The organism is Streptomyces sp. NPDC005574, assembly GCF_040605435.1.
In the GTDB taxonomy this organism is placed as follows: domain Bacteria; phylum Actinomycetota; class Actinomycetes; order Streptomycetales; family Streptomycetaceae; genus Streptomyces.
Window position 1 is genome coordinate 13941 of sequence record NZ_JBEXCW010000005.1, and the last position, 24128, is coordinate 38068.

Annotated in this window: 24 protein-coding genes and 1 pseudogene; 11 read left to right on the top strand and 14 right to left on the bottom strand. The window is 70.7% G+C overall.

Annotated elements, in window-relative coordinates:
- Positions 1 to 74: 74 nt before the first annotated feature.
- The 6 genes from ABZT03_RS05245 to ABZT03_RS05270 all read right to left on the bottom strand — a co-directional run bounded on the left by ABZT03_RS05245 (position 75) and on the right by ABZT03_RS05270 (position 7138).
- Positions 75 to 1220: an MFS transporter gene (locus ABZT03_RS05245; protein WP_356034161.1), complete on the bottom strand. Its 1146-nt coding sequence runs from the start codon at positions 1218 to 1220 to the stop codon at positions 75 to 77.
- On the bottom strand, positions 1130 to 1789 hold the full coding sequence (locus ABZT03_RS05250; protein ID WP_356033714.1) for a GNAT family N-acetyltransferase: 660 nt from the start codon (positions 1787 to 1789) through the stop codon (positions 1130 to 1132). The genes ABZT03_RS05245 and ABZT03_RS05250 overlap by 91 nt, the downstream gene beginning before the upstream one ends.
- Positions 1790 to 2989, bottom strand: a complete 1200-nt coding sequence (locus ABZT03_RS05255) for a type III PLP-dependent enzyme (protein ID WP_356034165.1) — start codon at positions 2987 to 2989, stop codon at positions 1790 to 1792.
- 8 nt (positions 2990 to 2997) lie between these two features.
- Positions 2998 to 4329 (bottom strand): DUF6271 family protein, encoded by a 1332-nt coding sequence (locus ABZT03_RS05260; RefSeq protein WP_356033716.1) that lies wholly within the window; start codon positions 4327 to 4329, stop codon positions 2998 to 3000.
- A complete protein-coding gene (locus ABZT03_RS05265) occupies positions 4326 to 5357 on the bottom strand; it encodes a phytanoyl-CoA dioxygenase family protein (protein WP_356033719.1) in 1032 nt (343 codons plus the stop codon). Before ABZT03_RS05265 ends, ABZT03_RS05260 begins: the two co-directional genes overlap by 4 nt.
- Before the next feature lie 290 nt (positions 5358 to 5647).
- Positions 5648 to 7138 (bottom strand): glycoside hydrolase family 3 protein, encoded by a 1491-nt coding sequence (locus ABZT03_RS05270; protein ID WP_356033722.1) that lies wholly within the window; start codon positions 7136 to 7138, stop codon positions 5648 to 5650.
- Positions 7139 to 7569: 431 nt separating this feature from the next.
- On the opposite strand from ABZT03_RS05270, the gene ABZT03_RS05275 reads away from it, so the two are divergent.
- The 3 genes from ABZT03_RS05275 to ABZT03_RS05285 all read left to right on the top strand — a co-directional run bounded on the left by ABZT03_RS05275 (position 7570) and on the right by ABZT03_RS05285 (position 11506).
- Positions 7570 to 8334, top strand: a complete 765-nt coding sequence (locus ABZT03_RS05275) for a GntR family transcriptional regulator (RefSeq protein ID WP_356033724.1) — start codon at positions 7570 to 7572, stop codon at positions 8332 to 8334.
- Between the two features lie 270 nt (positions 8335 to 8604).
- The gene (locus ABZT03_RS05280; protein WP_356033727.1) at positions 8605 to 9936 is read left to right on the top strand and encodes an AAA family ATPase; all 1332 of its coding nucleotides are present in this window, start codon (positions 8605 to 8607) and stop codon (positions 9934 to 9936) included.
- Between the two features lie 112 nt (positions 9937 to 10048).
- Complete coding sequence (locus ABZT03_RS05285; protein ID WP_356033729.1) at positions 10049 to 11506, top strand: FG-GAP-like repeat-containing protein; 1458 nt, start codon at positions 10049 to 10051, stop codon at positions 11504 to 11506.
- A 90-nt stretch (positions 11507 to 11596) separates the two neighbouring features.
- Here ABZT03_RS05285 and ABZT03_RS05290 read toward each other — a convergent pair whose 3' ends face one another.
- Positions 11597 to 11734, bottom strand: coding sequence for a hypothetical protein (locus ABZT03_RS05290; protein ID WP_356033732.1), 138 nt, complete (start codon positions 11732 to 11734; stop codon positions 11597 to 11599).
- 76 nt (positions 11735 to 11810) lie between these two features.
- Between ABZT03_RS05290 and ABZT03_RS05295 the strand changes: the two genes are divergently transcribed.
- Positions 11811 to 12032, top strand: coding sequence for a hypothetical protein (locus tag ABZT03_RS05295; RefSeq protein ID WP_356033735.1), 222 nt, complete (start codon positions 11811 to 11813; stop codon positions 12030 to 12032).
- 81 nt (positions 12033 to 12113) lie between these two features.
- Here the strand turns inward: ABZT03_RS05295 and ABZT03_RS05300 are convergent, their stop codons facing one another.
- Positions 12114 to 12515: a cupin domain-containing protein gene (locus tag ABZT03_RS05300; RefSeq protein ID WP_356033737.1), complete on the bottom strand. Its 402-nt coding sequence runs from the start codon at positions 12513 to 12515 to the stop codon at positions 12114 to 12116.
- Positions 12516 to 12542: 27 nt separating this feature from the next.
- A complete protein-coding gene (locus ABZT03_RS05305; RefSeq protein WP_356033740.1) occupies positions 12543 to 12866 on the bottom strand; it encodes a carboxymuconolactone decarboxylase family protein in 324 nt (107 codons plus the stop codon).
- A gap of 224 nt (positions 12867 to 13090) precedes the next feature.
- On the opposite strand from ABZT03_RS05305, the gene ABZT03_RS05310 reads away from it, so the two are divergent.
- Positions 13091 to 13963, top strand: a complete 873-nt coding sequence (locus ABZT03_RS05310; protein WP_356033742.1) for a helix-turn-helix transcriptional regulator — start codon at positions 13091 to 13093, stop codon at positions 13961 to 13963.
- Positions 13964 to 14014: 51 nt separating this feature from the next.
- On the opposite strand, the gene map is transcribed toward ABZT03_RS05310, so the two are convergent.
- Positions 14015 to 14797 carry a type I methionyl aminopeptidase gene (map, locus tag ABZT03_RS05315; protein WP_356033745.1) on the bottom strand — a complete coding sequence of 261 codons (783 nt, stop codon included), beginning with the start codon at positions 14795 to 14797 and terminating at the stop codon, positions 14015 to 14017.
- Between the two features lie 66 nt (positions 14798 to 14863).
- On the opposite strand from map, the gene ABZT03_RS05320 reads away from it, so the two are divergent.
- Together ABZT03_RS05320 and ABZT03_RS05325 are read left to right on the top strand one after the other, a co-directional pair.
- A complete protein-coding gene (locus tag ABZT03_RS05320; protein ID WP_356033747.1) occupies positions 14864 to 15166 on the top strand; it encodes a helix-turn-helix transcriptional regulator in 303 nt (100 codons plus the stop codon).
- 75 nt (positions 15167 to 15241) lie between these two features.
- A complete protein-coding gene (locus tag ABZT03_RS05325) occupies positions 15242 to 16117 on the top strand; it encodes a PhzF family phenazine biosynthesis isomerase (protein WP_356033749.1) in 876 nt (291 codons plus the stop codon).
- Positions 16118 to 16213: 96 nt separating this feature from the next.
- On the opposite strand, the gene ABZT03_RS05330 is transcribed toward ABZT03_RS05325, so the two are convergent.
- The 3 genes from ABZT03_RS05330 to ABZT03_RS05340 all read right to left on the bottom strand — a co-directional run bounded on the left by ABZT03_RS05330 (position 16214) and on the right by ABZT03_RS05340 (position 18735).
- Positions 16214 to 16999, bottom strand: coding sequence for a polysaccharide deacetylase family protein (locus tag ABZT03_RS05330; protein ID WP_356034168.1), 786 nt, complete (start codon positions 16997 to 16999; stop codon positions 16214 to 16216).
- Between the two features lie 274 nt (positions 17000 to 17273).
- A complete protein-coding gene (locus ABZT03_RS05335; RefSeq protein WP_356033752.1) occupies positions 17274 to 18218 on the bottom strand; it encodes a hypothetical protein in 945 nt (314 codons plus the stop codon).
- A 64-nt stretch (positions 18219 to 18282) separates the two neighbouring features.
- Positions 18283 to 18735 (bottom strand): hypothetical protein, encoded by a 453-nt coding sequence (locus ABZT03_RS05340; protein ID WP_356033755.1) that lies wholly within the window; start codon positions 18733 to 18735, stop codon positions 18283 to 18285.
- 362 nt (positions 18736 to 19097) lie between these two features.
- Here ABZT03_RS05340 and ABZT03_RS05345 point away from each other — a divergent pair, with 362 nt between their 5' ends.
- Complete coding sequence (locus ABZT03_RS05345) at positions 19098 to 19985, top strand: winged helix-turn-helix domain-containing protein (RefSeq protein WP_356033759.1); 888 nt, start codon at positions 19098 to 19100, stop codon at positions 19983 to 19985.
- 327 nt (positions 19986 to 20312) lie between these two features.
- Here the strand turns inward: ABZT03_RS05345 and ABZT03_RS05350 are convergent.
- Positions 20313 to 20423, bottom strand: a pseudogene (locus ABZT03_RS05350) (amine oxidase); the annotation flags it as partial.
- A gap of 359 nt (positions 20424 to 20782) precedes the next feature.
- Between ABZT03_RS05350 and ABZT03_RS05355 the strand changes: the two are divergent.
- The 3 genes from ABZT03_RS05355 to htpG all read left to right on the top strand — a co-directional run bounded on the left by ABZT03_RS05355 (position 20783) and on the right by htpG (position 24120).
- Positions 20783 to 21427 (top strand): MerR family transcriptional regulator, encoded by a 645-nt coding sequence (locus tag ABZT03_RS05355; protein WP_356033761.1) that lies wholly within the window; start codon positions 20783 to 20785, stop codon positions 21425 to 21427.
- 49 nt (positions 21428 to 21476) lie between these two features.
- Entirely contained in the window at positions 21477 to 22154 is a 678-nt protein-coding gene (locus ABZT03_RS05360; RefSeq protein ID WP_356033764.1) for a hypothetical protein, read from the top strand.
- 64 nt (positions 22155 to 22218) lie between these two features.
- Positions 22219 to 24120 carry a molecular chaperone HtpG gene (gene htpG / locus ABZT03_RS05365; protein ID WP_356033766.1) on the top strand — a complete coding sequence of 634 codons (1902 nt, stop codon included), beginning with the start codon at positions 22219 to 22221 and terminating at the stop codon, positions 24118 to 24120.
- The last annotated feature ends 8 nt before the right edge of the window (positions 24121 to 24128 follow it).

The following is a 24128-nucleotide window of genomic DNA, read 5'->3' on the forward strand; positions in this document are numbered from 1 at the left end:
GGGCCACCACTGACAGCACGAACGCAGGGCACGCGACGCGCCCGAGCACCTCCGCGGGGGCGCGTCGTGGCGGGTCATGAAGTGACGGCCTCCTGCGCGGTGTTCCAGCGGATGCGCGTGGTGCAGATCGACACGAGGACCGCGGACCCGGCCACGACGGCCATGCCCCAGCTCAGGCTGCCGGCGCCGGCCACGAAGCCGATGACGGCCGGACCGGCCAGGAGGCCGATGGTGCCCATGGTGGCGACCAGGGCGAGCGCGTCGGAGCCCTGAGCCGCCGCGGCGACGTAGAGGCAGGGGGTCACGGCCGCGATGCCGAGGCCCACGCAGGCGAACCCGATGAGCGCGGGCACCACGCCGCCCGCCAGCAGCGCCAGAGCCAGTCCCGTGCCGGCCACCGCGCTGCCCACCCGGACGACACGGGCGTCGCCCCAGCGGCTGCGCCACCCATCGCCGAGGAGGCGAGCCACCACCATCATGACCGAGACCACCGCGATGCCCAGGGGGGCGAGGCGGTCCGGTGCGTGGGCGATGTCCCTCATGTAGAGCGCCGACCAGTCGTTCATGGCTCCTTCGGTGACCGTGCCGAACACCATGGCGCAGCCCAGCCACAAGGTGACCCGCGAGGCCAGGGTCAGCCTGCGGCGACGGCCGTCGTCCTTCCGCTCGGCGGGGGCCGGCTGTTGCTGCCGGTCGGCCAGCAGGCGCGGTCTGGCGTAGGCGAGCAGAAGGAGGAGCAGGACGGCCGCGGTCGCGAAGTGCCAGGCGACGGCCGACGTCACCGTGTTCATGCCCGATGCCACGAGGGCCGCGGCGAACGACCCGCCGCTGAACGTCGCGTGCAGCTGCGTCATCGCCGTGCGGTGATGGGCGGCCTCCAGCGCGGCACCCTGCGCGTTCATGGCGACGTTGAGGCAGGCGACGGCCACACCGTCGGCGCAGATGATCAGCAGGGCCACGGGATAGTTCGGCGCCGCGGACAACCCCAGCAGGATGACCACCAGACCCAGCGCGGACAGGAGAGACAGGGATCTGGATCCCAACCGCTTCATCAGGTACGCGACGAGGGGGAAGGACGCCGCCGCTCCCGCGCCGCACGCCATCAGGAGCAGACCCACCTCGGTCTCGTTCAGGCCCAGCCTCGTTTTGAGGGCGGGCAGCCTGGAGGCCCAGGTGGCGTACTGGAAGCCGAGGAAGCAGAACAGGGCGGCGATGGCCAACTGCGCGCGCCGGAAGTCGTCCAGGACACGGGGCATGGGAAAACGTCCACCTCTCTCGAACCGGTGCTGCGGCCCGCGGGCAGCGCCCGGGACATGTACACGGCGTTGTCGCCGTAGTCGGGTGGGACCGCGATCCCCTCGTGGACGCGGAACCCGCGGGACGCCCAGAACGTCGCCTTGCCTTCGACGGCGATCAGGGAGAGGTGTGCGTACGCGGACCCGGCCGTGCGGGTGAGATGGTGCAGCAGTGTGCTGCCGAGTCCTCTGCCGCGCTGGTCGGGCGCGACGACCATGTCGTGCAGGTGCAGGTTGCGCGAGTGGACGGCGGGCTGCTCGGCGCGGGCCAGGTCGGGGGAGCGGAACATCGGGTACGGCAGGGCGAGGACGTAGCCCGTGACGCGTTCGCCGACGTCCAGGACGAAGCAGGTGGCCGGGGACGCCTGCCCACGGGACCGCAGCACCGCGCGTCCCTCGGCGAGTGAAGTGCCCGCGTAGGCAACGGCTTCGAGGGCGGCGATCTCCGGCCAGTCACTGTCACGTATGGGGCGGATGCGCAGGTCGCGGCCCACCTAGTTCCCCCTCGCCATGGCGGTCTCCGCGGGGGAGACGGTGTCTCGGACGCACGTGTACGGCAGCGGGCCGAAGCCGTTGAAGCCCTGGGTCATGTAGCTGGTGGCGTAGGCGCCGGCGGACAGGATCCAGACGGGGTCGCCGGAGGCGAGGGCCTCGGGCACGGGTACGGGACGATGTCCGGACCCGTACGCGTCGTCGCTGTCGCACGTGGGACCCGCCACGACCGCGCTCACCTGTCTGCCGCCCGAGTGGCCGGGGAAGACGAGCCGGTAGCTCAACTGGTCCATTTCGTACAGGCCGTTGAACTTGCCGCTGCTCAGATACAGCCAGTGGGCGCGTTCGCCGTCGGGCTGTCGGCGCGAGGTGAGCCGGTACACGTGCGCCCGGATCGCGCCGTGATCGGCCACCAGGTGGCGGCCCGGTTCCATGACGAAGTCCAGCGGTGCGCGGTTGACGGCCCGCAACTGTTCCATTCCGTCGCGGATGACGGCGAACATCTTGTCCAGCGGGGGTTCGAGCCGTGCGCCGTACCGGTCGAGGTAACCCGAGGCGGGCAGGCCGCCGCCGAGGTTGACGTGGTCCGGCGTGATCCCCTGCCCGCGCAGGGCGACGAGTGTGTCGGCGAGGGAGTCGAGGGCCTGCCGCCAGGCCTCGCAGGTCATCTGCTGCGAACCGACGTGGACAGACAGCCCGGCCGGGGTCAGGCCGGCGGCCCGCGCAGCGACCAGCACGCGCACCGCGTCGTCCGGCGAGCAGCCGAACTTGCGGCTCAGGCCCCACAGCGCTCCGTCCCCGCTGGTTTCGAGGCGGCAGAACACGCGGGAGCCGGGTGCGTGGGCCGCGATCGCCGCCACGTCCTGGACGCTGTCGGTGGCGAAGGTCCGTACGCCGAGCCGGTGGGCTTCGGCGATGGTGGCGTCGGACTTGACCGTGTTGCCGTAGTGGACGCGTTCCGCGGGCACCCCGGTGCGCAGCGCCTGTCTGATCTCGGTGGGGCTCGCCGCGTCGAACCCGGCGCCCCGGTCCGCGAGGCACGTGAGGACCTCGTCGACGGGACAGGCTTTCATCGCGAAGCGGACGTCGATGCCCGGCAGTTCGCGCAGCAGCCGCTCGTACTGGCCCTCGATGCCGGTGAGATCGAAGACGACGCGGTCCGACGGGGCGGCCGTGAGCGCTGCCGACAGGAGCGTGTCCATGTCCGTGCTCACGCGCTCGCGCTCCCGATCACGTGGTCCCGGGCCGCGCGCATCAGCGGGGTCCAGGCCTCGATCAGCAGGGCGAAGTCCTCGATGTCGCTCCGGGCCTCGTCCAGGAGCCGTTCGCGTTGCGAGGTCAGCCGGTCCGCGAAAGCCTCGTATCTGCCGCCGAGTTTGCGGTATGCGATGCCGACGCGTTCCAGTCGCCACAGGTTCTCGGTGCGGTCCAGGCCCGTACTGGCGCGTAGGAGGCCGACGACGGTGTCGGTTCGGACCCGCTGCCGGTCGTCGAGCAGGGCGGGGCCCGCCGTGGCCATCCGGTCGTAGACGAAGTTGAAGTAGAGCATCGACAGCAGGAACTTCACGAACCGGGTCTGGTAGGCCGTGAACCCGGCGTCGGTGCGTCGCTGCGGGGTGTAGAAGTTCTCGATGTCGCGGTTGTGCAGCACACCGGGCAGAGCGGCGTCGTGAACCAGGTGGATGAGGAAGTAGTCGCTGCCGATGGTGTCGGTCGCCGGCGGCAGCGGCATCCGCTCGTACACCTCGTGGGCGAAGCTGATGTTGCACATGTCCACCCGCATGGGGTCGACCAGGGTCAGCACCGAGTGGTCCCGGGTGAAGCGGGCGGTGCCGGCGCCCTTGAAGGACTCCTCCACGAGCTGCCGCTTCTGCTCGTTGGACCAGTCGCCGGGCGCCCACAGGCTCACGACGTCGTGGTAGATGCCCTCGTCGAGGCGCCGGATCTCGTCGATGTCCACGGACAGTTCACCGACGAAGGAGGAGCCGACCATGGACACCGGGCGATGGGCGTGCGCGGGGTCGAGGTCCGTTTCGGTGACCTGTGCCGCCGCCTCGGTGGCGCGCCTGCCGAGCGACGCGAGCTCGTGGTGAATGGGGAACACCGGTTCGCCGTCGAGGACTTGGTAGGCGCTGTCGGAGTCCCTGCGGTGCACGGACCGGCAGCCGAGGGCGGCGGCGATCAGGAACGCGCGGTTCGTGCAGGATCCGTAGGAGACGGCGTCCGGCAGCAGGAGTCCGAGGAGCGGATCGGGCTCGGCGTGGCCCGCCTTCCGGATCACGTCTCGGAGGATGTCCCGTTGGCGATCCTCGTCGAAATGGTGCACGACGACGTTCGGCGTGGCGGGCAACCCCTGGAGCACACGGGCGTGTTCGGATCGTGTGCCCGCGTCCGAGGAGTCGAGGACGAGGAGGTGGACCTCGACGCCGAAGTGTCGGGTCGCGTACGCCGCCTCCTCGGCGACCGCGGCCAGGGTGGCGGAGCACGGCCTGTTCGTGGGAAGGGCCAGGCAGACGCGGTCGGTGCCGGACTCCCGGTTCACCGGCCGCTCTCCCGGACGCTCCAGGGATCCAGTCCCAGGAGTTTCCTGCCCAGGTCGTTGAGCGTGGCGGGCCCGTACCTGAGTGATTCGTGCAGGGTCGCGTCGCCGAGCAGGGTCCCGTTCCAGTCGGGGGTGCTGAGCGTCCGCCAGGACTCGACGCGGGAGGCGCGCAGTTGCTCGTGTTCGGTGAGCGCGGGCATCATCGACAGGTACTGGACCGCGCGGACACCGCTGTCGGAGAGGTTGGGCGCCACGCCGTGGGCCAGCAGTCCGTTGAAGATCAACAGATCGCCGGCCTGCAGGTCCGGGCGCACCACGGGGAACTCCGCGCGGTCGAGCGCGGGCCGGATGGGGTCGCGGTCGGCCGGCTGGGTGAGCTTCCACTCCTCGAAGCGCCGGAAGAGATCGGGCGCGCACTGGAAGCCGCCGAGTTCCGGCTGGGTGTCGTTGAGGGCGATGATGCCCTGCACCCGCTGCGGCAGCACGCTGAGCGTGGTGTCGACGTCCCAGTGCAGCTCGATGTCGAAGCCCTCGTCGGTGGCCTCGATGAGGGAGCGTGAACGGCTGCCCCGGTTGGGCGGGTTGAGGTTGAGCCGGTCCAGCGTGACCCACAGCTCCTCGCAGTCCCACACGTCGGCGAAGGCGTCGTGGACGCGCTCCGTCTGCCGGCTGTCCCAGAGGAGCTGGTGGTGGTACGCCTCGACGAAGCCGTACACGTGCAGGTCGCGGTCCAGGTCCGAGCGGAACTCACGTTCCTGGTACCAGGTTTCGGGACGGTCCGGGTCGAGGCCCTGGAACTCCCAGGTGAACTCGAGGAGGCTCTTGGCCGCACCGGGCGAGATGGCGTCGCGGACGACGACATAGCCGTAGGTCTGCCAGAACGCCAGGTCGTCCTGGGACAGCACACGTAACGGACGCGAGGTGGTGAGATCTCGCAGCGGCGTCGGAGCGAGGTAGGTCTCGGCGTCCGCGCTGAAATAGGGGCGTTCGGATGCGGCTCGGTACAGGTAGGGGGCGGGTGTCGACATGCGATCACTCCAGGGGCGAGAGCAGTTCAGGGGCCGAGTGGCCGGCTCTCAGTCGCTTTCCGGGCGTCGGACTGAGGCACTGAGGCTCCCTCAAATTGGCCTGGACCACTGGACAGGGTCAACCCGTTGCCGCTGAAACTGCCGCCAAGTGCCGCTCAACTGCCGGTGGTCGGGGCCCACCGATGTCAGTGCGTGACGGCCCCGGTGCCGTACGTCAGCCTGCGACGGCCATCACCGCGCAGCGCGGCCGGCGCCCCTCGCACCGCTTACGTCCACCCGCGCCGCCCACGTCAGCCCGTGACGATCCGCTCCGCCGCGGCCACGCCGCAGACGCGGGCGGCTCCGTACGTGGCGAGGTGTACGGCGCCTCGCGGCGGGGCCTGCGGGACGCCCATCTCCACCACGATCGTGTCGGGGCGAGCGGTGAGAAGGGCGTCCAGGGCCGCCCGCATCCACTCGTGCCGGTGTTCGTCGCGGACCACCGCCACGATGCGGCGGCCGCCCGCTGCCGCCAGTGCCGCCGCACCCGCGTCGCAGCCGGTGAAGGACCCGCTCGCGGTGCCCGGCAGCAGACGCTCCAGTTCGGGGCCCACGCCCCATGGCGTCGCGTCCCCGACGGCGATGTTCGCGGCCGGGCTGAGCGTCGCCACGTACATGGGTTCCTCGACCGGAGAGGCGGCCCCCGCGCCGCGCACGGTCAGCGCACGGCGCGCCGCCACGAGTCCGATCTCCGGGTCGGCCGCCACCGGCGCCGCTCCGCCCCGCCGTGCCTCGGACGTCCACCGCGCCAGGCTCCGCACCCGGGCGGCGGCGTCGGCCAGCCGCTCCTCCGGGAGTTCGCCGGAGCGGACGGCGGCGACCAGCGAGTCCCGGAGCCTCAGCACCGTGCCCTCGTCGCACAGTCCACCGCCCACACAGATCGCGTCGGCGCCCGCCGCTATCGCGAGCACCACGCCGTGCTCCAGGCCGTACGCCTCCGAGATCGCGCGCATCTCCATGCCGTCCGTGACGATCAGGCCGTCGTAGCCGAGTTCGCCGCGCAGCAGGTCGGTGAGGACGCGGCGGGAGAGAGTCCCCGGGCGGTCCGGGTCCAGGGCCGGGACGAGGATGTGCGCGCTCATGACGGCGCGGGTGCCGGCCTCGATGGCCGCGCGGAACGGCACCAGTTCACGGCTGTACAGCGTGTCGGTGTCGACGTCGATGCGCGGCACCGCGTGGTGGGAGTCGACGTTGGTGTCGCCGTGACCGGGGAAGTGCTTGGTGCAGGCGGCGACGCCGGTGGACTGCAGGCCGGTGACGTAGGCGGCGGTGTGCCGGGCCACCAGGTCGGTGTCCGCGCCGAAGGAGCGTACGCCGATGACCGGGTTGTCGGGGTTGGCGTTGACGTCCGCGGAGGGCGCCCAGTCGAAATCGACGCCGCATTCGGCGAGGCGGCGCCCCAGCTCGCGGGCGACGCGACGGGTCAGGTCGGGGTCGTCGACGGCGCCCAGGGCGTGGTTGCCGGGGAACGCGGAACCCGTGCGGACGTCGAGTCGCGTGACGTCGCCGCTCTCCTCGTCGATGGCGACCAGCAGGTCGTCCCGTTCGGCCCGCAACCGAGAGGTGAGGTCGGCGACTTGCTCGTATGTGGCGACGTTGCGGCCGAACAGGGCGACCGAGGCCAGTCCTTCGCCGACGCGGCGCCGCACCCAGTCCGGTGCGGTCGTGCCGGCGAACCCCGGCTGCAGTACCGCGAGGGCGTCACGGGTGAGGGTGTCGTTGCGGGTCGCGAACGTTGTCATCTGGGCGTTGTCCCTTTCGGCGCCGTCGGGCAGGCCGTCGGTGAGTCGGTCGAGCAGGGCGGCAGGGGATCGGGGCAGGCCGCGCGAACAGCATGTGTGCGCCGCGATGCACGCCGCGTCGCACGACCTCCTTCCTCTCGGGACGGGCGCCGGCGCACGTCCACGACGGCGGTCACCGCACGGTGCCGCCGCACAAGGCGTGACCGCCCGCTTACTGGTACAGACCTGCCTGGGGGAGCTTGGCCTAGACTTTTGGAGGCGTCAAGACGGGCCCGGCAAACCGCGGTTGGGCGGCCCGACGTGGCCGGCACCGCATATCCGGGCCGGGGCGACGCGCAATGGGCCCGTGCGACACGCCCCCTTTGGACTAGACCAAAGGGCGGGTGCGGGGCTATAACGGGAACCCGGCGACACAGCCGGGAAGGCAGGCCATGACCACCGACGTCAGCAGCGCCCACGACAACACGCGGGTGCCCGGTCGCAGCGCGCGAGTGCCGAAGTACTACCGCATCAAGCAGCGGGTCCTGCAGATGACGGAGTCGCGGATGCCCGGCGCGCGCATGCCGGCCGAACGATTACTCGCCCTCGAACTGGACACCTCACGCACCACGATCCGACGCGCCCTGCAGGAACTCGTGGGCGAAGGCCGCCTGGACCGCATGCAGGGAAAGGGCACGTTCGTCGCGCGGCCCAAACTCTCCCGCACCCTGCAACTCACCTCCCACACCGAGGACATGCACGCCCAGGGACTCGCCCCCGCGTCCCGGACCCTGGACATCCGCCACATCGAGGCCGACGAGAGACTGGCCCAGCTGCTTGACATCGATGTCGGCGCCGACGTGCTGCGCATCGAACGGCTGCGGCTGGCCAGCGGCGAACCCATGGCGATCGAGACCACCCACCTCTCCGCCCGGCGATTCCCCGCCCTGCCGGCGTCGTTGGCCATGTACACCTCGTTGTACGCCGCCCTCGCCGAGGTCTACGGCGTGCACCTCGCCGAGGCCGAGGAGGCCATCGAGACGTCCCTGGCCACGCCTCGCGACGCCGCGCTCCTCGCCACGGAGGTCGGCCACCCCGTGCTCCTCCTGTGCCGCCACTCGCAGGACGCCCAGGGCGCGCCGGTGGAATGGGTCCGCTCCGTGTACCGCGGCTCCCGCTACAAGTTCGTGGTCAACCTCAAGCCTCCGGCGGACTGAACGCCGTGGCGGACCTCCCACCCCACTGATCGTCATGTCGCGGACCCGGCCCGTCGCCCCCACGCGCACCAGGGGCCCCCGGCCGCAGGACCCCGGTCCCGCCTCACCGTGCCGGATCCTCGTCCGCGGCGGCCGTACGACACCGCCGCCCGGCGGCAGCCCGACCGCACCGAACGCACGACCCCCCTCTCCGACGTCCGTCGGCGCGCACGTTCGCAGTCCTCGCCGCCCTCCCGCACACAGCCGCCAGAACAACGAGATGGACATGTCGTGACGGAAACCTTCACGTCGGACACGCCGGCGACGGCACTGGTCACCGCACGCGAGGCTGCCTGCCTCACGCAGGAGGACCTCGCGGAGCGCTCCGGCCTCAGCGTGCGGGCCATCCGCAACCTCGAGACCGGCCGCACCTCACGCCCTCGCGCACATTCACTGCTCCTGCTCGCGGAGGCACTCGGGCTGCCGCCCGGCGCGGCCCAACGGCTGCTGGGCAGGCCCCACGCGGACCCCCGCACGGTGTCGCCGCCCCGCCTTCCGCCCGCGGAACTTCCCGCCGCGCCGCGCCACCGGCTCGTCGAAAGGGAGCGGCTCATCGCCTCCCTGCAGCACCTCCTCACGACGAGGGAGCAACGCGACCACGCACGACCGGTGATCGTGGTCGGGCCGCCCGGGTCGGGCAAGACCTCGCTGATCCTGCAGACCGCGCACGGGGTACGGGACCAGTTCCCCGACGGACAGGTCTTCGTCGACCTGCATCCCGCCTCCTCCCCGCCGCTCACACCGGACACCCTCGTCCGCCGCATCCTGCGTTCGCTCGGTGGCGCGCCCGCCGCCGACAATCCCGAAGAGGCCGGAGCGCGACTGCGGGACGTCCTCAGCAGACGACACGTCCTCGTGGTCCTCGACAACGCCGACAGCGAGGCCCAGATCAGGCCGCTGCTGGTGGAGGACGTCCGGAGTGCCGTACTGGTGGCCGCACGCCGCGAACTCCCCGCGCTTCCGGCGCAGTTCGGGCACCGCATCGGTCCCTTGAGCCCGTCGGGTGCCCGGGCGGTACTGGAGGACCTGGTGGGCGCCGACCGCGTTGCCGGGGACCGGTCGGCCGCGCTGAGCATTCTGCGGTCCTGCGCGGGACTGCCGCTGGCCGTGCACATCGCGGGACTGTGGCTCTCCGCGCGCCCGCACCGCTCACCGCGCGACCTGGCCGGCCGCCTGCTGTTCGAACGGGACCGCCTTCCCGTATTGCGGGTCGGGGACCTGTCACTGCAGGCGAGCGTGGCGGCCCACCACGGCTCCCTGCCGGCGCCCGTCCGGGCCGCGCTACGTCAACTCGGCGGTCTGAGCGACGACTTCAGCGCCGACGACGCACTGCACCGGATCGCACCGTCGAGAGACCTGGCACTGGAACTCCTCGACGAACTGCTCTACCGCCAGGTGATCCACATCAGCCGCGCCGACGTCGACGGCCGGATCCACTACCGGATGTACGAAGCGGTGCGCCTCTACGTGACGCACTGCCTCACGGACCCCCTCGTGGGATGCGGGACGAGCGGCCGGATATGGCTGCCACGCCAGACGACCTCGGCCCGCAACGGGGGTTGAGAGTTGGTGACTCTGGTCGACCGTCACCACCAGAACCTCTCGTTCCCGCACAACCCTTCAGGCGCGGCCGAGGTCATACCTGAGTCAGTACGTAGGTCCTGGAGAGGAATTCATGTCCCGGCCCCAGCACAAGCACTCCCGGCGTTCCGTTGCCCTGAGCGCCGCCGTCGTCGCGGCCGCTCTGGCCGGTGGTCTGCTCGTCACCGTGCCCGGCAGCGCGAGTGCCGCCCCGTCGGGCCTCGCCGACGACTTCAACGGTGACGGCTACCGCGATCTCGCGACGGGCGCCCCGGGCGCGGTCGCGGGCGGGAAGGCGAAGGCGGGTGCCGTGGTCGTCAACTACGGCTCGTCGAGCGGTATCAGCGCCGCGCGTCACAAGACGACCTCGGAGAGTTCCTCCGGTGTGCCGGGCGTCTCGGAGACCTCCGACCGCTTCGGCACCGAACTCGCGCACGGCGACCTCAACAACGACGGCTACGGCGACCTCGTCGTGGGCACGCCGCTGGAGAACGTGGGCGCCGATGTCGACGGCGGTTCGGTCACCGTCCTGTGGGGCAGTTCGTCCGGCCTGTCGGGCGGTACGGCGATCAGCGACCCGAACGCGTCGGGCCACGACCGGTTCGGCCAGTCCCTCGCCGTCGGAGACTTCACCGGTGACGGGAAGACCGATCTGGCGGTCGGCTCCACCGGCAAGGACGTGTGGATCTTCAAGGGCGGCTTCACGAAGTCCCGCGGCGCGGCCGGGAAGCTGCGCTTCGACGCGAAGATCACCTCCGGCGCCTACCCCGACGGCGCCGTCCAGCTGGCCGCCGGCGACTTCGACAACGACGGGGCGGACGACGTGGTGGTGGGCTCCGCCGACGGCAACTTCGTCTACCGGGGGGCCTCGACCGGGCCCACGCTGCAGACCGAGGCGGGCCCGGGCTACGCGGGCGCGCTCACCGTGGCCGACTTCGACCGCGACGGGCACGACGACCTGGTCGTCGGCACCGACTTCGTCGACATCATGGACCAGACGACGACGGGCGGTTACGTCACCGTGTTCTACGGCGCTGCGGCGGGCGTCGACACCGCGCGCAGCGCCGTCTTCAGCCAGGACACCGCGGGTGTTCCCGGAGCGGACGAGCCCCACGACAACTTCGGCGGCGCACTCGCCGCGGGCGACGTCGACGGCGACCGCTACCCCGACCTCGCCGTCGGCGCGAACTTCGAGAGCCTCGGCTCCGCCGATCAGACGGGCAGCGTCTGGGTGCTGCGCGGCGGCGCCTCCGGCCTGACGGGGACCGGCGCCCAGTCCTTCAACCAGGGCACTTCGGGTGTCCCGGGAGCCAACGAGTCGTCGGACCTGTTCGGCGAGGCCGTCCACCTCGCCGACCACGACAAGGACGGCCACGCCGATCTGTCGGTGGGCGCGGGCGGCGAGAACAGCGACGACGGCGCCGTGTGGGTCCTGCGCGGAGCCGGCGCGGGCGTCACGGCCACCGGCGCGGTGAACTTCGGCGCCTCGTCCGTGGGCATCGGCACATCGGGGAAGGACCCCATGTTCGGGGACGCCATGTCGGGTTCGTGAGCGTGTGGACAGGCAGGACACCGATGGGGCGGGCGCCAGGATTCTCCGGCGCCTCGCCCCTTCGGTGTCCTGTCCTACGACTTGGGAGGGTCAGTCGAGGTGCGGGCCGCGCCGTCCGAGGCCGTTGAGGTCGTCGAGCGTGAAGCGGTCGCTCCAGGTGCGCTCGGAACCCGAGGTCGACACGGTGCCGCGCCGGAGGATCGTTCCCGGTGAAGTCGGCTTCCTCATGATCGCCGTGCGTGAATGCCGGGAAGATGAAGGAGGACGCGCAGCGGCGGTCAGGACAGGTGACGGGAGCAGTCGAGTGAGTGAGCAGCACGGGCGTGACTGGGTGCGCATGACCCCGGACGACTTCGACCGGGAGGCTCCGCTGCGCCTGGATGTGCCCGTCGGGGCGACGGCCGTCCCGGCGGTGCCCGACGAGTGCGGCACCTCCCCGCTGTTCGGCGACGAGAGGCCCTCCCGTGGGGCGGCCCGGCCCGCGCCGCGGTCTGTGGTGGAGGCCCAGCAGGAGGAACTGTTCTGACCTCGGACATGAGCCGGCCGCCCCTGCCGGGCTTCGGGTCCGTTCCCCGCCGAGCGTCGTACGTCGGCCGGTTCGGACCGGTCAGAGACGGGTGCTGGTGCGCGGCCCGCCGTACTCGCTGTCGGTGACGTGTTCGAGCCAGTCGACGTCGTCCGTCTCCCAGAGCGCGATGTGGGTCATGAAGTGGTCCGGAGCGGCGCCGTGCCAGTGCTCCTCGCCCGGCGGCGTCCAGATCACGTCGCCCGGGTGGGCTTCGAGAATCTCGCCACCGCGGGACTGGATCAGGGCGATGCCCTCGACGATGTAGAGGGTCTGGCCCAGACCGTGGCCGTGCCAGGCGGTCCGGGCGCCGGGGGCGAAGCGCACCGCGTTGGCACGAGCCCGGGAGGGCTCCTCCCCGCGGTAGATCACATCGGCCCACGCGTCGCCGGTGAACCAGTCGGCCGGCAGCTTCATCGTCGGTTGTTTCTTCAACAGTTCCATGGTCGGTGCTCCTTGGACCGGGCGCTGTCAGGCCGCTGCCTGCTGGTCGGCGATCTGCTTGAGGTGGTTGATCGCGGTCATGGCGTTGGGCCATCCGGCGTAGAACGCGAGGTGTGTGATGGCCTCGGACAGCTCCTCGACGCTCAGCCCGTTCTCGAGCGCCTTGCCCAGGTGGTACGGCAGCTGCTCGCCCCGGTAGAGAGCCGCCAGCACGCTCACCGTGACCAGGCTGCGATCCCGGGGGGACAGTCCGGGGCGTTCCCAGATGTCGCCGAACAGGACGTTGTCGGTGACGTCGACCGGCTTCGGCGCGATCTCGGCCAGCTCTTGAGGCGCGGACTGCTTCGCCATGTCGTGTCTCCTCGCGATGGTGCGGAACGGGTGTCCGGCAGGTTCACTCTCGGTGATGCGTGCCTGCCCGGCAGCCGCAGCGGCCCGTGCGACTCCGCCCCGGACCGCCCGCCGACTACCTCGCTGTCGAGGAAACCGCAGATGGCAGTCGGCGCGGAAGGTACTGCCGTTACAGGTACTCGCAGGGCCCCCCAGTCCCGGCACCGGACATTTAGCCTGGTTGTATGAACACCGCCAGCGACATTCGCGAGTTCCTCGCCACTCGCCGCGCGAAGATCACGCCACAGCAGGCGGGTCTGCCGGCCTACGGCGGAAACCGCCGCGTGCCGGGGCTGCGCCGCGAGGAGGTCGCGCTGCTGGCCGGCGTCAGCATCGACTACTACGTCCGGCTGGAGCGCGGTCACCTCGCCGGCGCCTCCGAGGAGGTCCTCGACGCCGTCGCGGGTGCCCTCCAGCTCGACGACGCCGAACGCGCGCACCTCTACGACCTGGCAGCCGCGCAGCGAAGGCGTCCCGCCGGCCGCGCCAAGAAGGCGCGCGGCCCCATTCCCGCAACCATCCAGCGCGTCCTGGACTCCATGACCGACAGTCCGGCGTTCGTGCGCAACGGGCGGCTGGACATCCTGGCCATCAACCGCCTCGGCCGCGCCCTCTACGCGCCGCTCTTCGCCGACAAGCCGCACTGCCCGGTCAACATCGCCCGGTTCCAGTTCCTCGACCCCGCCGGGCGGGACTTCTTCCCCGACTGGGACGCCTCGCTCAACACCACCGTCTCGCTCCTGCGCACCGAGGCCGGACGTGCCCCGCACGACACGGAACTCACCCGGCTGATCGGCGAGTTGGTCACCCGCAGCGACGAGTTCCGCACGGCCTGGGCCAAGCACAACGTGCGCCTGCACCACACCGGCCGCAAACCGTTCCGCCACCCCGAAGTCGGCGAGATCCGCCTCGACTTCGACGCCATGGCCCTGCCGGCCCACCCCGGGCTCACGCTCACCGCCTACACGGCCGAACCGGGCACACCCGATCACGACGCATTGCGCCTGCTGTCCGCCTGGGCCGCCACCGAGGACACGGAGCTGAACCGTCGTACCTGACCGCAGCGGGGCTCGGGGACGGAGCATCCGACGCGCCGATGCCGTGGCCTCTCAGGGGCGCTCCTGCTTCGGCAGGGTGAGGATCTCGGCTCCGTCCTCGGTGATGGCGATCGTGTGCTCGCTGTGCGCCGTCCGGCAGCCGGTGGCGCTTCGCAGCGTCCACCCGTCGTCATCGGTGACGAGTTCAGCGGTGTCCGCCATGACCCAGGGCTCCAGTGCCAGCAGCAGCCCGGGGCGCAGTGTGTATCCACGGCCGGGTCGTCCGGTGTTCGAGATGTGCGGGTCCTGGTGCATGGTCGATCCGATGCCGTGACCCCCGAACTCGGTGTTGATGGGGTAGCCCGCCTCGCTGAGGACCGTGCCGATGGCGTGGGAGATGTCGCCGACGCGGGCCCCGGGCCCGGCGGCGGCGATCCCCGCGGCCAGTGCGCGTTCGGTCGCACTGATCATCGCGACACTCTCCGGAGGTGCCGCGTCGCCCACGACGAAGCTGATGGCGGCGTCCGCGGCGACTCCGCCTCTGGACACGGCGAGGTCGAGGGTCAGCAGGTCACCGTCGGCGAGCGGGTGGTCGTACGGCCGTCCGTGCAGTACGGCGTCGTTGACGGCCGTGCAGATGTAGTGGCCGAACGGGCCGCGCCCGAAGGAGGGCGCGTAGTCGACGTAGCAGGACAGCGCTCCCGCCTCGGCGATCATGGTCTTGGTCCACCGGTCGATGTCCAGAAGGTTCGTGCCCGCCGTGCTACGGCTCTTCAGCGTCTGCAGGATGTCGGCGACCAGGGCGCCTGTGTCCTTCGCTCGGGCCAGCAGGGTGGGGTTGAGGATCTCGATCATGAGGCGTCCTTCTCACGCGACCAATAACTATACCGGCCAAACTGTACCGGTACTAGAATCGGCTCCATGGTCAGGTTGCCGCTCACTCCCGCAGAGGTCGAACGCGGACAGCGCCTCGGCGCCCTCCTCCGTCGGGCCAGGGGAGAGCGCTCGATGCTCGAGATCGCACTCGACGCACGTGTCTCACCGGAGACCCTCAGAAAGATCGAGTCGGGCCGGGTGGCCACCCCGGCCTTCCCGACCATCGCGGCGATCGCCGATGTCCTCGGGCTCTCCCTCGACGCGGTGTGGGCCGAGATCAGTGAGCCGGAGCGTGGCGTCGGACCGACAGGGTCCGCTCACCGCGAGCGCCGGCAGTTGACGTCATAGGCCGCACCCGCCCGGAGCGGCGGCCTCCCGGCCCGCGTGCGGAATAGCCGCGGCTCCGCCCCGCGTTGCCAGACCATGACGAGGAACGCGCCAGGGTCCGAGGTACTGCGGTACACCGCCTTCTCCAGCGTCCCCGACGGCGGGAACCTCGCCGGCGTCGTGCTGGACGCCGCCGCCCTGGACGACAGCGACATGCTGGCCATCGCCGCCGACCTCGGGTACTCGGAGTCCGCGTTCCTGACCGCGCCCCCGGAGGGCCTGGGAGGTCAGGAGGGGCGGGCGTTCACCATCCGCTACTTCAGTCCCAGGGCGGAGGTGCCGTTCTGCGGTCACGCCACCGTCGCGGCCGCCATCGCCGTCGCCGAGCGCATCGGCCCCGGAGAGCTCGTCTTCGCCACGCGCGCCGGGACCGTCCCGGTCGAGGTGACCGAGGAGAACGGAACGGTCCGGGCCACCCTCACCAGTGTCGAGCCGCACCTCGAGGAGATCGCTGACACCGACCTGGACGAGGCCCTCGCCGCGCTCGACTGGCCGCGCGCCGATCTCGACCCTGCCTTCCCGCCCCGCATCGCGTTCGCCGGGGCCCGCCATCTCGTCCTCGCGGCGGCCACGCGCGCCCGACTCGCGGATCTGGCCTACGACTTCGCGCGCCTCGAAGCCCTCATGCACCGCTTGGATCTGACCACGGTCCAGCTCGTCTGGCGGGAGTCGGCAACCGTCTTCCACGTCCGCGACCCGTTCCCCGTCGGCGGCGTCGTGGAGGACCCGGCGACCGGCGCCGCCGCCGCCGCGTTCGGCGCCTACGCCCGCGAACTGGGCCTCGTCCCGGACGACACCGTCCTCTCCCTGCACCAAGGCGAGGACCTGGGACGCCCCGGCGAACTCACGGTGACACTGCACGCGGGTGACCCACGAGTCCGCGTCAGCGGCACAGGAGCGCGCATCGGCTGAACGGCACCAGCGACGGCACCAGCACGTCATCACGTTCGGGGCGCCGACTTGGGCGGAACCCTCCGTGTGGGTTCCGGGTGTCGCGGCGTCGCGTGTTCAGCGCACCGGGAAGCCGAAGGAGTGACCCTGCTGCTTCAGCCACGGCAGGACCTCGCGCAGAGCCGCCACGGTCTGGGAGCGGTCCCCGCCCGCGTCGTGGAAGAGGACGGTGGGGCCGTTGGCGATCTCGTTCTTGACCGTGGTGACGATGGCGTCCGTGCCGGGGTGTTCGAAGTCCTTGGTGTCGACGTTCCAGCCCAGCGGCCGCATTCCGCGGGAGGCGGCGAGGTGCCGGCTGTAGGGGGTGAAGGCGCCACCCGGGGCCCGGTAGTACATCGGCCGTACGCCCCCCGAGGCAGCGGTGATCATGCGCTCGGCGTCGAGGATCTGCTGCGACTGGTACGCCTCGGGCTTGGTGTCCATGGAGGTGTCGTGCGAGACCGAGTGGTCACACAGCCGGTGCCCGGCCGCCACCACCGCCTTCACCAGGTCCGGATGGGCCTGCGCCTGCGTGCCGACCATGCAGAAGGTCGCCTTGACGCCGTTCTCCCGCAGCACCTGCAGCACTTGGGGCGTCCAGGCCGGGTCCGGTCCGTCGTCGATGGTGATGTTGACGCCCCGGGCGCCGTGGTCGGAGGCATGAGCGATGTCCACCGACACCGGCGTCACGCCGGAGCCGGAACCCGGCGCGGAGGGGCGCGCCGAGGCGCCCGCTCCCGCCTGCCGCCCCTCGACGGGGCTGGCCTGCGCGGTCCATACCGAGGCGGCAGCCGCCACCGTCGTCACTCCCAGCGCCGCCGCCAGTACCCGGCCGTGCCATCCCCGCCCGCCATGCCGCGCCATATCAGCCTGTTCCTCGTCGTCCCGGTGAGCCCGTTCAGCTGTCAGGACGGTGTAAAGCCCGCGCAGGATCCGCCTGTTACGGATCACGGACATTCCTGCACAGGTTTCGAGACGCGTGCCGTCCGGGGGCATCGAGCCAGGCCGAGGTCCAGAAGCGGGCCGAGGGCTCTCCGCGTTCGACGCCGGGGTACACGTCGAGATCGGCGCCGCGCCGGGCAGGCCGGTTGCTCAGGCCGGCGGCCGGAGCCGACTTGGACGGGAGGTGCGCGAACGGTCAACGCGGCCGCAACACCTTCGCGGCGTTGGTCAGTTGTCTGCGCATATCCCGTTTCACCGCTGCGAGTTCTCGCTGCTTCTCACCCATCGCCCGCCGCTGACAGGCCGCGTCCACGGATGACCAGACTCCGATGGTGTTCGTTTCCCGCTTACAGGTCACGTCCGCGATCGCCATCGTGATCTCGCGGCGAGTAGCCGTCGAACCACGGAATTCAGGGTCATTTCCAGGGACCCGCGTCGGATCGGTGTACCGGTAGCCGTGTCGTCGCATACAACGCGACCAGGCGCGGAACACCGCAGCCACCCGCGGATCCTTCTGCGAATCCTGATAGCCGCCGATATTGATCGCCCCTACGAGTTCTCCGTTACCGATCTTTCGCGGGTCGCCCGACAGGAATGCCGTGGCTTCGCCCTGGCATCCGCCCACCGGGACCGGCCGGCCCCGCTCGTCATGCCTGGCGGGCGCACCGTCGTCGCCGAGGCCGGTCAGCACGAGCATCTCCTCCGGCGCGGGGCGTGGTCCTGGGCTCTCCTTCCTGGACTGCGGCCGCGCGCCGGGAGCCGGGTGATATCCGTACCGGGCGGCTTTCCCGGCGTCCGTAACGCCGTACCGGTGCGCCGTGTTGGCAGGGTTCAACGTCCCTGTCCCCGGGCCGGTTCCGGTGGGCAGGGGCCAGCTGTGACCGAAGCGCCGCATGCACGACGAGACGAGGACGGCCCGCGCCCGGAACAGGTCTGCCACCTGCCGGTCGGTGAACAGGTAGGGCTCGATGGGCAGGACCAGGGACCCGACGTCGAGCAACGTCGGCACCGCGTGCACCGAGGGGAGGGCGGAGTGCGGCGGCTCCCGCTCGGTGGTATGTGCCTGCGTGCAACTCGCCACGGCCATCAGGGCGAGGAGGGCCGCGCCCCGCCGACCGCCCTGCCTGATGGGCGTCCACATGTCATGTCCTTCCCTTTGCAGCGCTGGTGAAGAGCACACCGCGGCTCACGCGGGCCGCGCTGAGTCAGCCGAAGTACCACCAGCCGAGGGAGGCGTTGTTGTTCCGTACGCTGCTCGTGAGCTGCCTGGCCTCGCCGGGATAGAAGTCGTCGTACGGAGCGTTGCCGCTCGCGTTCTGGTTCTCGTTGTAGTAGATCCGGGCCGTCCAGTTCGCGTCGTTGTTCCAGGCCCGGTTCACGTTGTTCTTCACGCGCAGGCCGTGGCCCTCGCCGCCGGCGGCGAAGGTCTGGCCCGCGAAGTCGTTCACCGTTCCGGCGTACTTGCTCCAGGAACTGTTCGCGGACGCGCTGTAGTACAGGTAGATGTTGCCGTCCCAGTCCGCGCGCTGGGCCGTTTGGGAGGGTGCGGAGCCGGCCGTCTCATGGGCGACCGCGGGCGCGCTGGAAAGGAAGGTCGCCGCGGCGACCAAGCCTGCCGCGAGGGTGAGTGAACTGGCAGTGCGACGTGCAGAAGTCACGATGCTCCTCCGTTAGTCCACGGAAGAGCCGCAGAAGCAGTCGGCGGCTTCCGCTGGGGTTCTCCCGTGAGGTCCGGCCTCGAAACTAGGCCGAGTCCGGCGGGGCGCGGAAAGAGATTCGGTCCTCGCCGAATGACCGTACGTGGCGGGATCGTAGCTGTCGCGCAAGGGGTGAATGGGTGAAGGTGGAAGCCTGGAGTGGCAGCCGTACGGGGGGCTTGCTGATGCTGCGCATCCATTTCACCGCGGAGGACCTCGGCCGGATTCGCCTGCCCACAGGGCCGGATCCGGCTTGGGAAGCTCTGCTCAGTCTTCATGTTCTCGGCAGTCGCGACATCGATGTCCAGTTCCACCATTGGCGCATGCGCGCCCGTACGTCGATGGAGGCGGCTTCGAAGCCGTTGCTTCATCTCGCTCCGCCGCGCGGGTATTCGCCGGACTTCTTGACGCCGGCCGAGGGCACCACTGATTCCCTGGAAGCCGCCGAGGCGATCGAGTCCACGTCCCGCGTGCGGTTGAGGAGCGACATGGCGGCGCTGGGCCAACAGCAGAAGCTGCCGTGGTGGGCGGTCGACCTCGCGGCGGGTCGTCCCGCGGCGCTGCGCGGTCTGGGTACCGCCCTGCGCCGTTACCATCGGCGGGCGTTGCACCCGTACTGGACGCAGATCACCGCGGCGGTGAGTGCCGAACTCGGCCTGCGGGCGCAGTCGTTCCTGGTCGGCGGGACCGAGATGCTGCTGAGCACCCTGCATCCCACGGTGCACTGGCGCGCACCGGTGCTGCAGATCGCCTATCCCCGGGACCAGGACCTGTACCTCGAGGGGCGCGGACTGCGGCTCGTGCCCGCGTACTTCTGCCGGGGCGCCCCCATCGCTCTGCGGGACACGTCCCTCTCACCCGTGCTGGTGTACCCGGCGACCCGCGGCATCGCCTCCCTGCAGCCCTTGAGCCCCGTGACCGGCCCCGACGCACTCGGCAGACTCCTCGGCCGCACCCGAGCCGCGACCCTTTTCACGATCGCGAGGTCGGAGAACGCGACCGGCAGCGAGATAGCCCGCCAGTTGAGCATCTCTCCCGCGTCGGCCAGCGAACACGCCACCGTGTTGCGCGACGCGGGTCTGATTCAGAGCACGCGGGTACGCAACACCATCCACCACGCCCTCACCCCGCTGGGGGCGAACCTCCTGGAGGGCCGAGCGGCTACGACCATGGCCGCGCCCCTGCCGGCGCAGACGACCGGCTGCCGCTGATCCACCGGGTGCCACAGGCCACGCGGCCCGGACGCCCTGCCGCGCCGGGGCTCGCCTCCTCGGGCGCGTCCCGCGCCGTGCACCCTTCAGCGATCCCGGTGTCCACGCGTCGAACGCGGTGGCAGCCGCTCTCGCGGGCGCTTTGGCCTTGGGACTCGTCAGCGCCCCTCTCATGGCGGGCGGGTGGCAGGTCGAACCTGCGGTCTTCCCCGTGCGGCGAAGCAGGCGGGCGGCGGAGGCAACAAAAGGCCGTCAGATGTGAGCCCTGATCTGCCGCACGGGGTGCCCGAGCTCCTCACCCGACGCCGTATCGGACGCAGGGGCGCCGTCGGCCGGATACCGGCCCGTGATCGCCGCTGCCACCGGTGCGCCGCTCCAAGGCAGCCGTTCGCGTGCGTCGACCCAGGTCACCACGGTATTCAGAAGCGTCTCCTCCACCCTCACTCAGGCACTCGCCCCGCTGCCGCTGCCGCCGCCTCGACAAGGGCAGGGCCCCGAGCTCGGCATCCGGTAAGACGGCCGGGCGCTCGCGAAGGTTGCCCGAACCGGAGCGGGCGTGGATTCACGCGGTCCGCAGCACGTCGTACGTCACGCCCAGGTGGTGCAGAGCCCCACCCTGGTACGAGCCGACGGGGTCGCGCTCGACACCGACTCGTGCATCCTCCGGAGCGGCGGCGGTCACCCGTCGGCCGAGCCCGCACCTCGACGCCCCCGGATGGCGCCGCCACCCCTCGGAAGGTGCTTGGATAGTGTCACTCCTCAAGGAGTGGTCCGGGAGAAGCAGGTAGGGGGCAGAGATGCGGCTGGCGGAGTTGAGTGAGCGCAGCGGCGTGTCCACCGCGACGATCAAGTACTACCTGCGCGAAGGGTTGTTGACGCCCGGCCGCCAGGTGAACGCGACCACGGCCGAGTACGACGAGGAGCACCTGCGCAGGCTGCGGCTGGTGCGCGCGATGATCCAGGTCGCGCGGGTGCCGGTGGCGACCGTCCGGGAGGTCTTCCACCACGTCGACGACGACTCCCTCGGTCGTACGATGCGCCTGGGGGCGGCCCTGTGGGCGCTGCCGCAGGTTCCCGAGCCGGACACCGACGACGTGCTGGTCCGGCGGGCACGCCGCGAGGTCGACCAGCTTCTGGAGACGGTCGGCTGGTCCAACGCCCAGGCCCTCGTCACGATCTCCCCGGCCTACCGCTCCCTGGTGGCGGCGGTGGCCACCTTCAGGCGACTCGGCTTCGACTGGGACTCCGAAGTGATCGCGTCGTACGCCCGGTTGATGCATCAGGCCGCCGTCCTCGACCTGGACTTCGTGGAGACGCATCCCTCGGAGGCGGAGAAGGCCGAGACGGCGGTCGCCGCTGCGATCTTCGTCGAGCCGATGCTGCAGGCCCTGCACCGGCTGGCGCAGGAAGAGGAGTCCGCACGCCGCTACGGTTTCGAGTGAGCGATCGCTCGGCGCGCCGGGACCAGATCGTGCCGCCTCCGGTGAGACCTTGGCGCCCGTCCTGGCGGTGGTCGGAGTGCTCGGCGTACGACCGCACCGCGCGAACACCTTGGCGTCGCTGCCGCGTCGGGTGGGCGACCTCGGCGTAGGCGTGGCTGCCCGCCGTGTCGCCGTTCGGGGGCTGCGGGTGCATGCTCGCGCGTGCCTGGCCACGGCGCACGAGACGGCCGGCCACCTCGCCGAGGAGATCACCGGCGTCAACACCCGCTGTCCCTCGCTGCACGACCGCGGCCATCCCTGGGACGGACGGATGGTGCCGGACATCCCACTGGAAGAAGGCAGCCTGGTGCGGCTGTTGGCGGCCACGGCAGGTGGAGTGCTGCTGTTGGACGACAGCCCGCAGACCGACCTGCTGCGTGAGATGGCCCGGCCGTGGACGGACCGGGTGACGGTGGCGTCGGTGCGGCCCGGCAGCCTGCCGAACGCCTGCGCGGCACTCGTCCCCCGACGGCCACGCCGCCTGGACGGGAACACCTTCCGAGTCCCGCGATGCCGGCGCCCGACAGTTGTGCGAGTCCCTGGACCACTGGTTCGGGCCCCCGGCGACCGTGGCGAAGCCGGAGACGGCCATCGAGCCGGCCCGTCCCCGACCTGGCCGGCGACCGCTTCCCCACACCTCACCGCGGGTGTCGCCGGTGACCATCGAACGGCGGTGACGACCCCATGACTTGGTGTTTTACAGTGACAGTCACCTGTTCCGGCGACCCAGTCACTGTGGAGGACAAGCGAACATGCCGACCGAAACGTTGGAGTTCCAAGTAGAGGCCCGTCAGCTGCTCCAGTTGATGATTCACTCGGTCTACTCGAACAAGGACGTCTTCCTCCGGGAGCTCGTCTCCAACGCCTCCGACGCGCTCGACAAGCTGCGCCTGGCCGTGCTGCGGGACGACAGCCTCGACGCCGACACGTCCGACCTGCACATCGAGATCGAACTCGACCAGGACGCCCGTACGCTCACCGTGCGGGACAACGGCGTCGGGATGTCGTACGACGAGGTCGGCCAGCTCATCGGCACCATCGCCAACTCGGGCACCGCCGCCTTCCTCGAGGAGCTGAAGGAAGCCAAGGACGCGGCCGGCGCCGAGGGGCTGATCGGGCAGTTCGGTGTCGGGTTCTACTCCGGTTTCATGGTGGCCGACGAGATGACCCTCGTGACGCGGCGCGCCGGGGAGAGCAGCGGCACCCGGTGGTCGTCGCGCGGTGAGGGGACGTACACCCTGGAAACCGTAGACGACGCGCCGCAGGGAACCGCCGTCACGCTGCACCTCAAGCCGGCCGACGCCGAGAACCAGCTGCACGACTACACCTCCGTGTGGAAGGTCAAGGAGATCGTCAAGCGGTACTCGGACTTCATCACCTGGCCGATCCGGCTCGTCCCCGGGGCGGCCGAGGGCGAGGAGACGCCCGAACCCGAGACGCTGAACTCGATGAAGGCCCTGTGGGCGCGCTCACGGGACGAGGTCTCCGACGACGAGTACCACGAGCTGTACAAGCACGTCAGCCACGACTGGCGTGACCCCCTGGAGACGATCCGCCTCCAGGCCGAGGGCACCTTCGAGTACCAGGCCCTGCTGTTCGTCCCCGCGCACGCCCCGCAGGACCTGTTCACGCGGGACTTCCGGCGCGGTCTCCAGCTGTACGTCAAGCGTGTGCTGATCATGGACGACTGCGAGGCGCTGCTGCCGCCGTACCTGCGCTTCGTCAAGGGTGTCGTCGACGCGCAGGACCTCTCGCTCAACGTCTCCCGCGAGATCCTCCAGCAGGACCGGCACATCCGCATGATCCAGCGCCGGCTGACCAAGAAGGTCCTGTCCTCGGTCAAGGACATGAAGACCAACGACACCGACAAGTACGCCACGTTCTGGCGGGAGTTCGGCGCCGTACTGAAGGAGGGGCTGCTCAGCGACTCCGACAACCGCGACGCCCTGCTCGCCGTCGCGTCCTTCGCCAGCACGCACGCGGAGGAGGAGCCCACCACGCTCCAGCAGTACGTGGAGCGGATGAAGGACGGCCAGGACGACATCTACTACATGACCGGCGAGTCCCGGCAGAGCATCGAGAACTCCCCGCACATGGAGGCGTTCCGGGCCCGCGGCATCGAGGTACTGCTGCTGACCGACCCCGTCGACGAGGTGTGGGTCGACGCCGTCGGAGAATTCGACGGCAAGGCGCTGCGGTCCGTCGCCAAGGGCGAGATCGACCTCGACGCCGAGGGCGACAAGCCGTCCGACGGCGAGCGGGAGAAGCAGGCCGGGGCGTACGCCGGACTGCTGGACTGGATGAAGGAGCAGCTGGGCGAGGAGGTCAAGGACGTCCGTCTGTCGACGCGCCTCACCGTCTCCCCGGCCTGTGTCGTCTCCGACGCCCATGACCTCACTCCGGCGCTGGAGAACATGTACCGGGCGATGGGCCAGGAGATCCCGCCCACCAAGCGGATCCTCGAACTGAACCCCACCCATCCGCTCGTGCGGGGTCTGAACCAGGCGTACCAGGAGCGTGAGGACCGCGCCGAGCTCGTCGAGACCGCCGAGCTGCTGCACGGCCTGGCGGTACTCGCGGAGGGCGGCCAGCCGAAGGAGCCCGCGCGGTTCGTGAAACTGGTGGCGCAGCGTCTGGAGCGCGCGCTCCAGTAGGGGAGGGG

Excerpts from the sequence above, each read along its gene's own strand:
- ABZT03_RS05255 (WP_356034165.1), bottom strand. The coding sequence starts at position 2,989 with ATGGACACGCTCCTGTCGGCAGCGCTCACGGCCGCCCCGTCGGACCGC.
- ABZT03_RS05265 (WP_356033719.1), bottom strand. The coding sequence starts at position 5,357 with ATGTCGACACCCGCCCCCTACCTGTACCGAGCCGCATCCGAACGCCCC.
- ABZT03_RS05270 (WP_356033722.1), bottom strand. The coding sequence starts at position 7,138 with ATGACAACGTTCGCGACCCGCAACGACACCCTCACCCGTGACGCCCTC.
- ABZT03_RS05275 (WP_356033724.1), top strand. The coding sequence starts at position 7,570 with ATGACCACCGACGTCAGCAGCGCCCACGACAACACGCGGGTGCCCGGT.
- ABZT03_RS05285 (WP_356033729.1), top strand. The coding sequence starts at position 10,049 with ATGTCCCGGCCCCAGCACAAGCACTCCCGGCGTTCCGTTGCCCTGAGC.
- ABZT03_RS05290 (WP_356033732.1), bottom strand. The coding sequence starts at position 11,734 with ATGAGGAAGCCGACTTCACCGGGAACGATCCTCCGGCGCGGCACCGTG.
- ABZT03_RS05300 (WP_356033737.1), bottom strand. The coding sequence starts at position 12,515 with ATGGAACTGTTGAAGAAACAACCGACGATGAAGCTGCCGGCCGACTGG.
- ABZT03_RS05305 (WP_356033740.1), bottom strand. The coding sequence starts at position 12,866 with ATGGCGAAGCAGTCCGCGCCTCAAGAGCTGGCCGAGATCGCGCCGAAG.
- ABZT03_RS05310 (WP_356033742.1), top strand. The coding sequence starts at position 13,091 with ATGAACACCGCCAGCGACATTCGCGAGTTCCTCGCCACTCGCCGCGCG.
- map (WP_356033745.1), bottom strand. The coding sequence starts at position 14,797 with ATGATCGAGATCCTCAACCCCACCCTGCTGGCCCGAGCGAAGGACACA.
- ABZT03_RS05320 (WP_356033747.1), top strand. The coding sequence starts at position 14,864 with ATGGTCAGGTTGCCGCTCACTCCCGCAGAGGTCGAACGCGGACAGCGC.
- ABZT03_RS05325 (WP_356033749.1), top strand. The coding sequence starts at position 15,242 with ATGACGAGGAACGCGCCAGGGTCCGAGGTACTGCGGTACACCGCCTTC.
- ABZT03_RS05330 (WP_356034168.1), bottom strand. The coding sequence starts at position 16,999 with ATGGCGCGGCATGGCGGGCGGGGATGGCACGGCCGGGTACTGGCGGCG.
- ABZT03_RS05335 (WP_356033752.1), bottom strand. The coding sequence starts at position 18,218 with ATGTGGACGCCCATCAGGCAGGGCGGTCGGCGGGGCGCGGCCCTCCTC.
- ABZT03_RS05345 (WP_356033759.1), top strand. The coding sequence starts at position 19,098 with ATGCGCGCCCGTACGTCGATGGAGGCGGCTTCGAAGCCGTTGCTTCAT.
- ABZT03_RS05355 (WP_356033761.1), top strand. The coding sequence starts at position 20,783 with ATGCGGCTGGCGGAGTTGAGTGAGCGCAGCGGCGTGTCCACCGCGACG.
- htpG (WP_356033766.1), top strand. The coding sequence starts at position 22,219 with ATGCCGACCGAAACGTTGGAGTTCCAAGTAGAGGCCCGTCAGCTGCTC.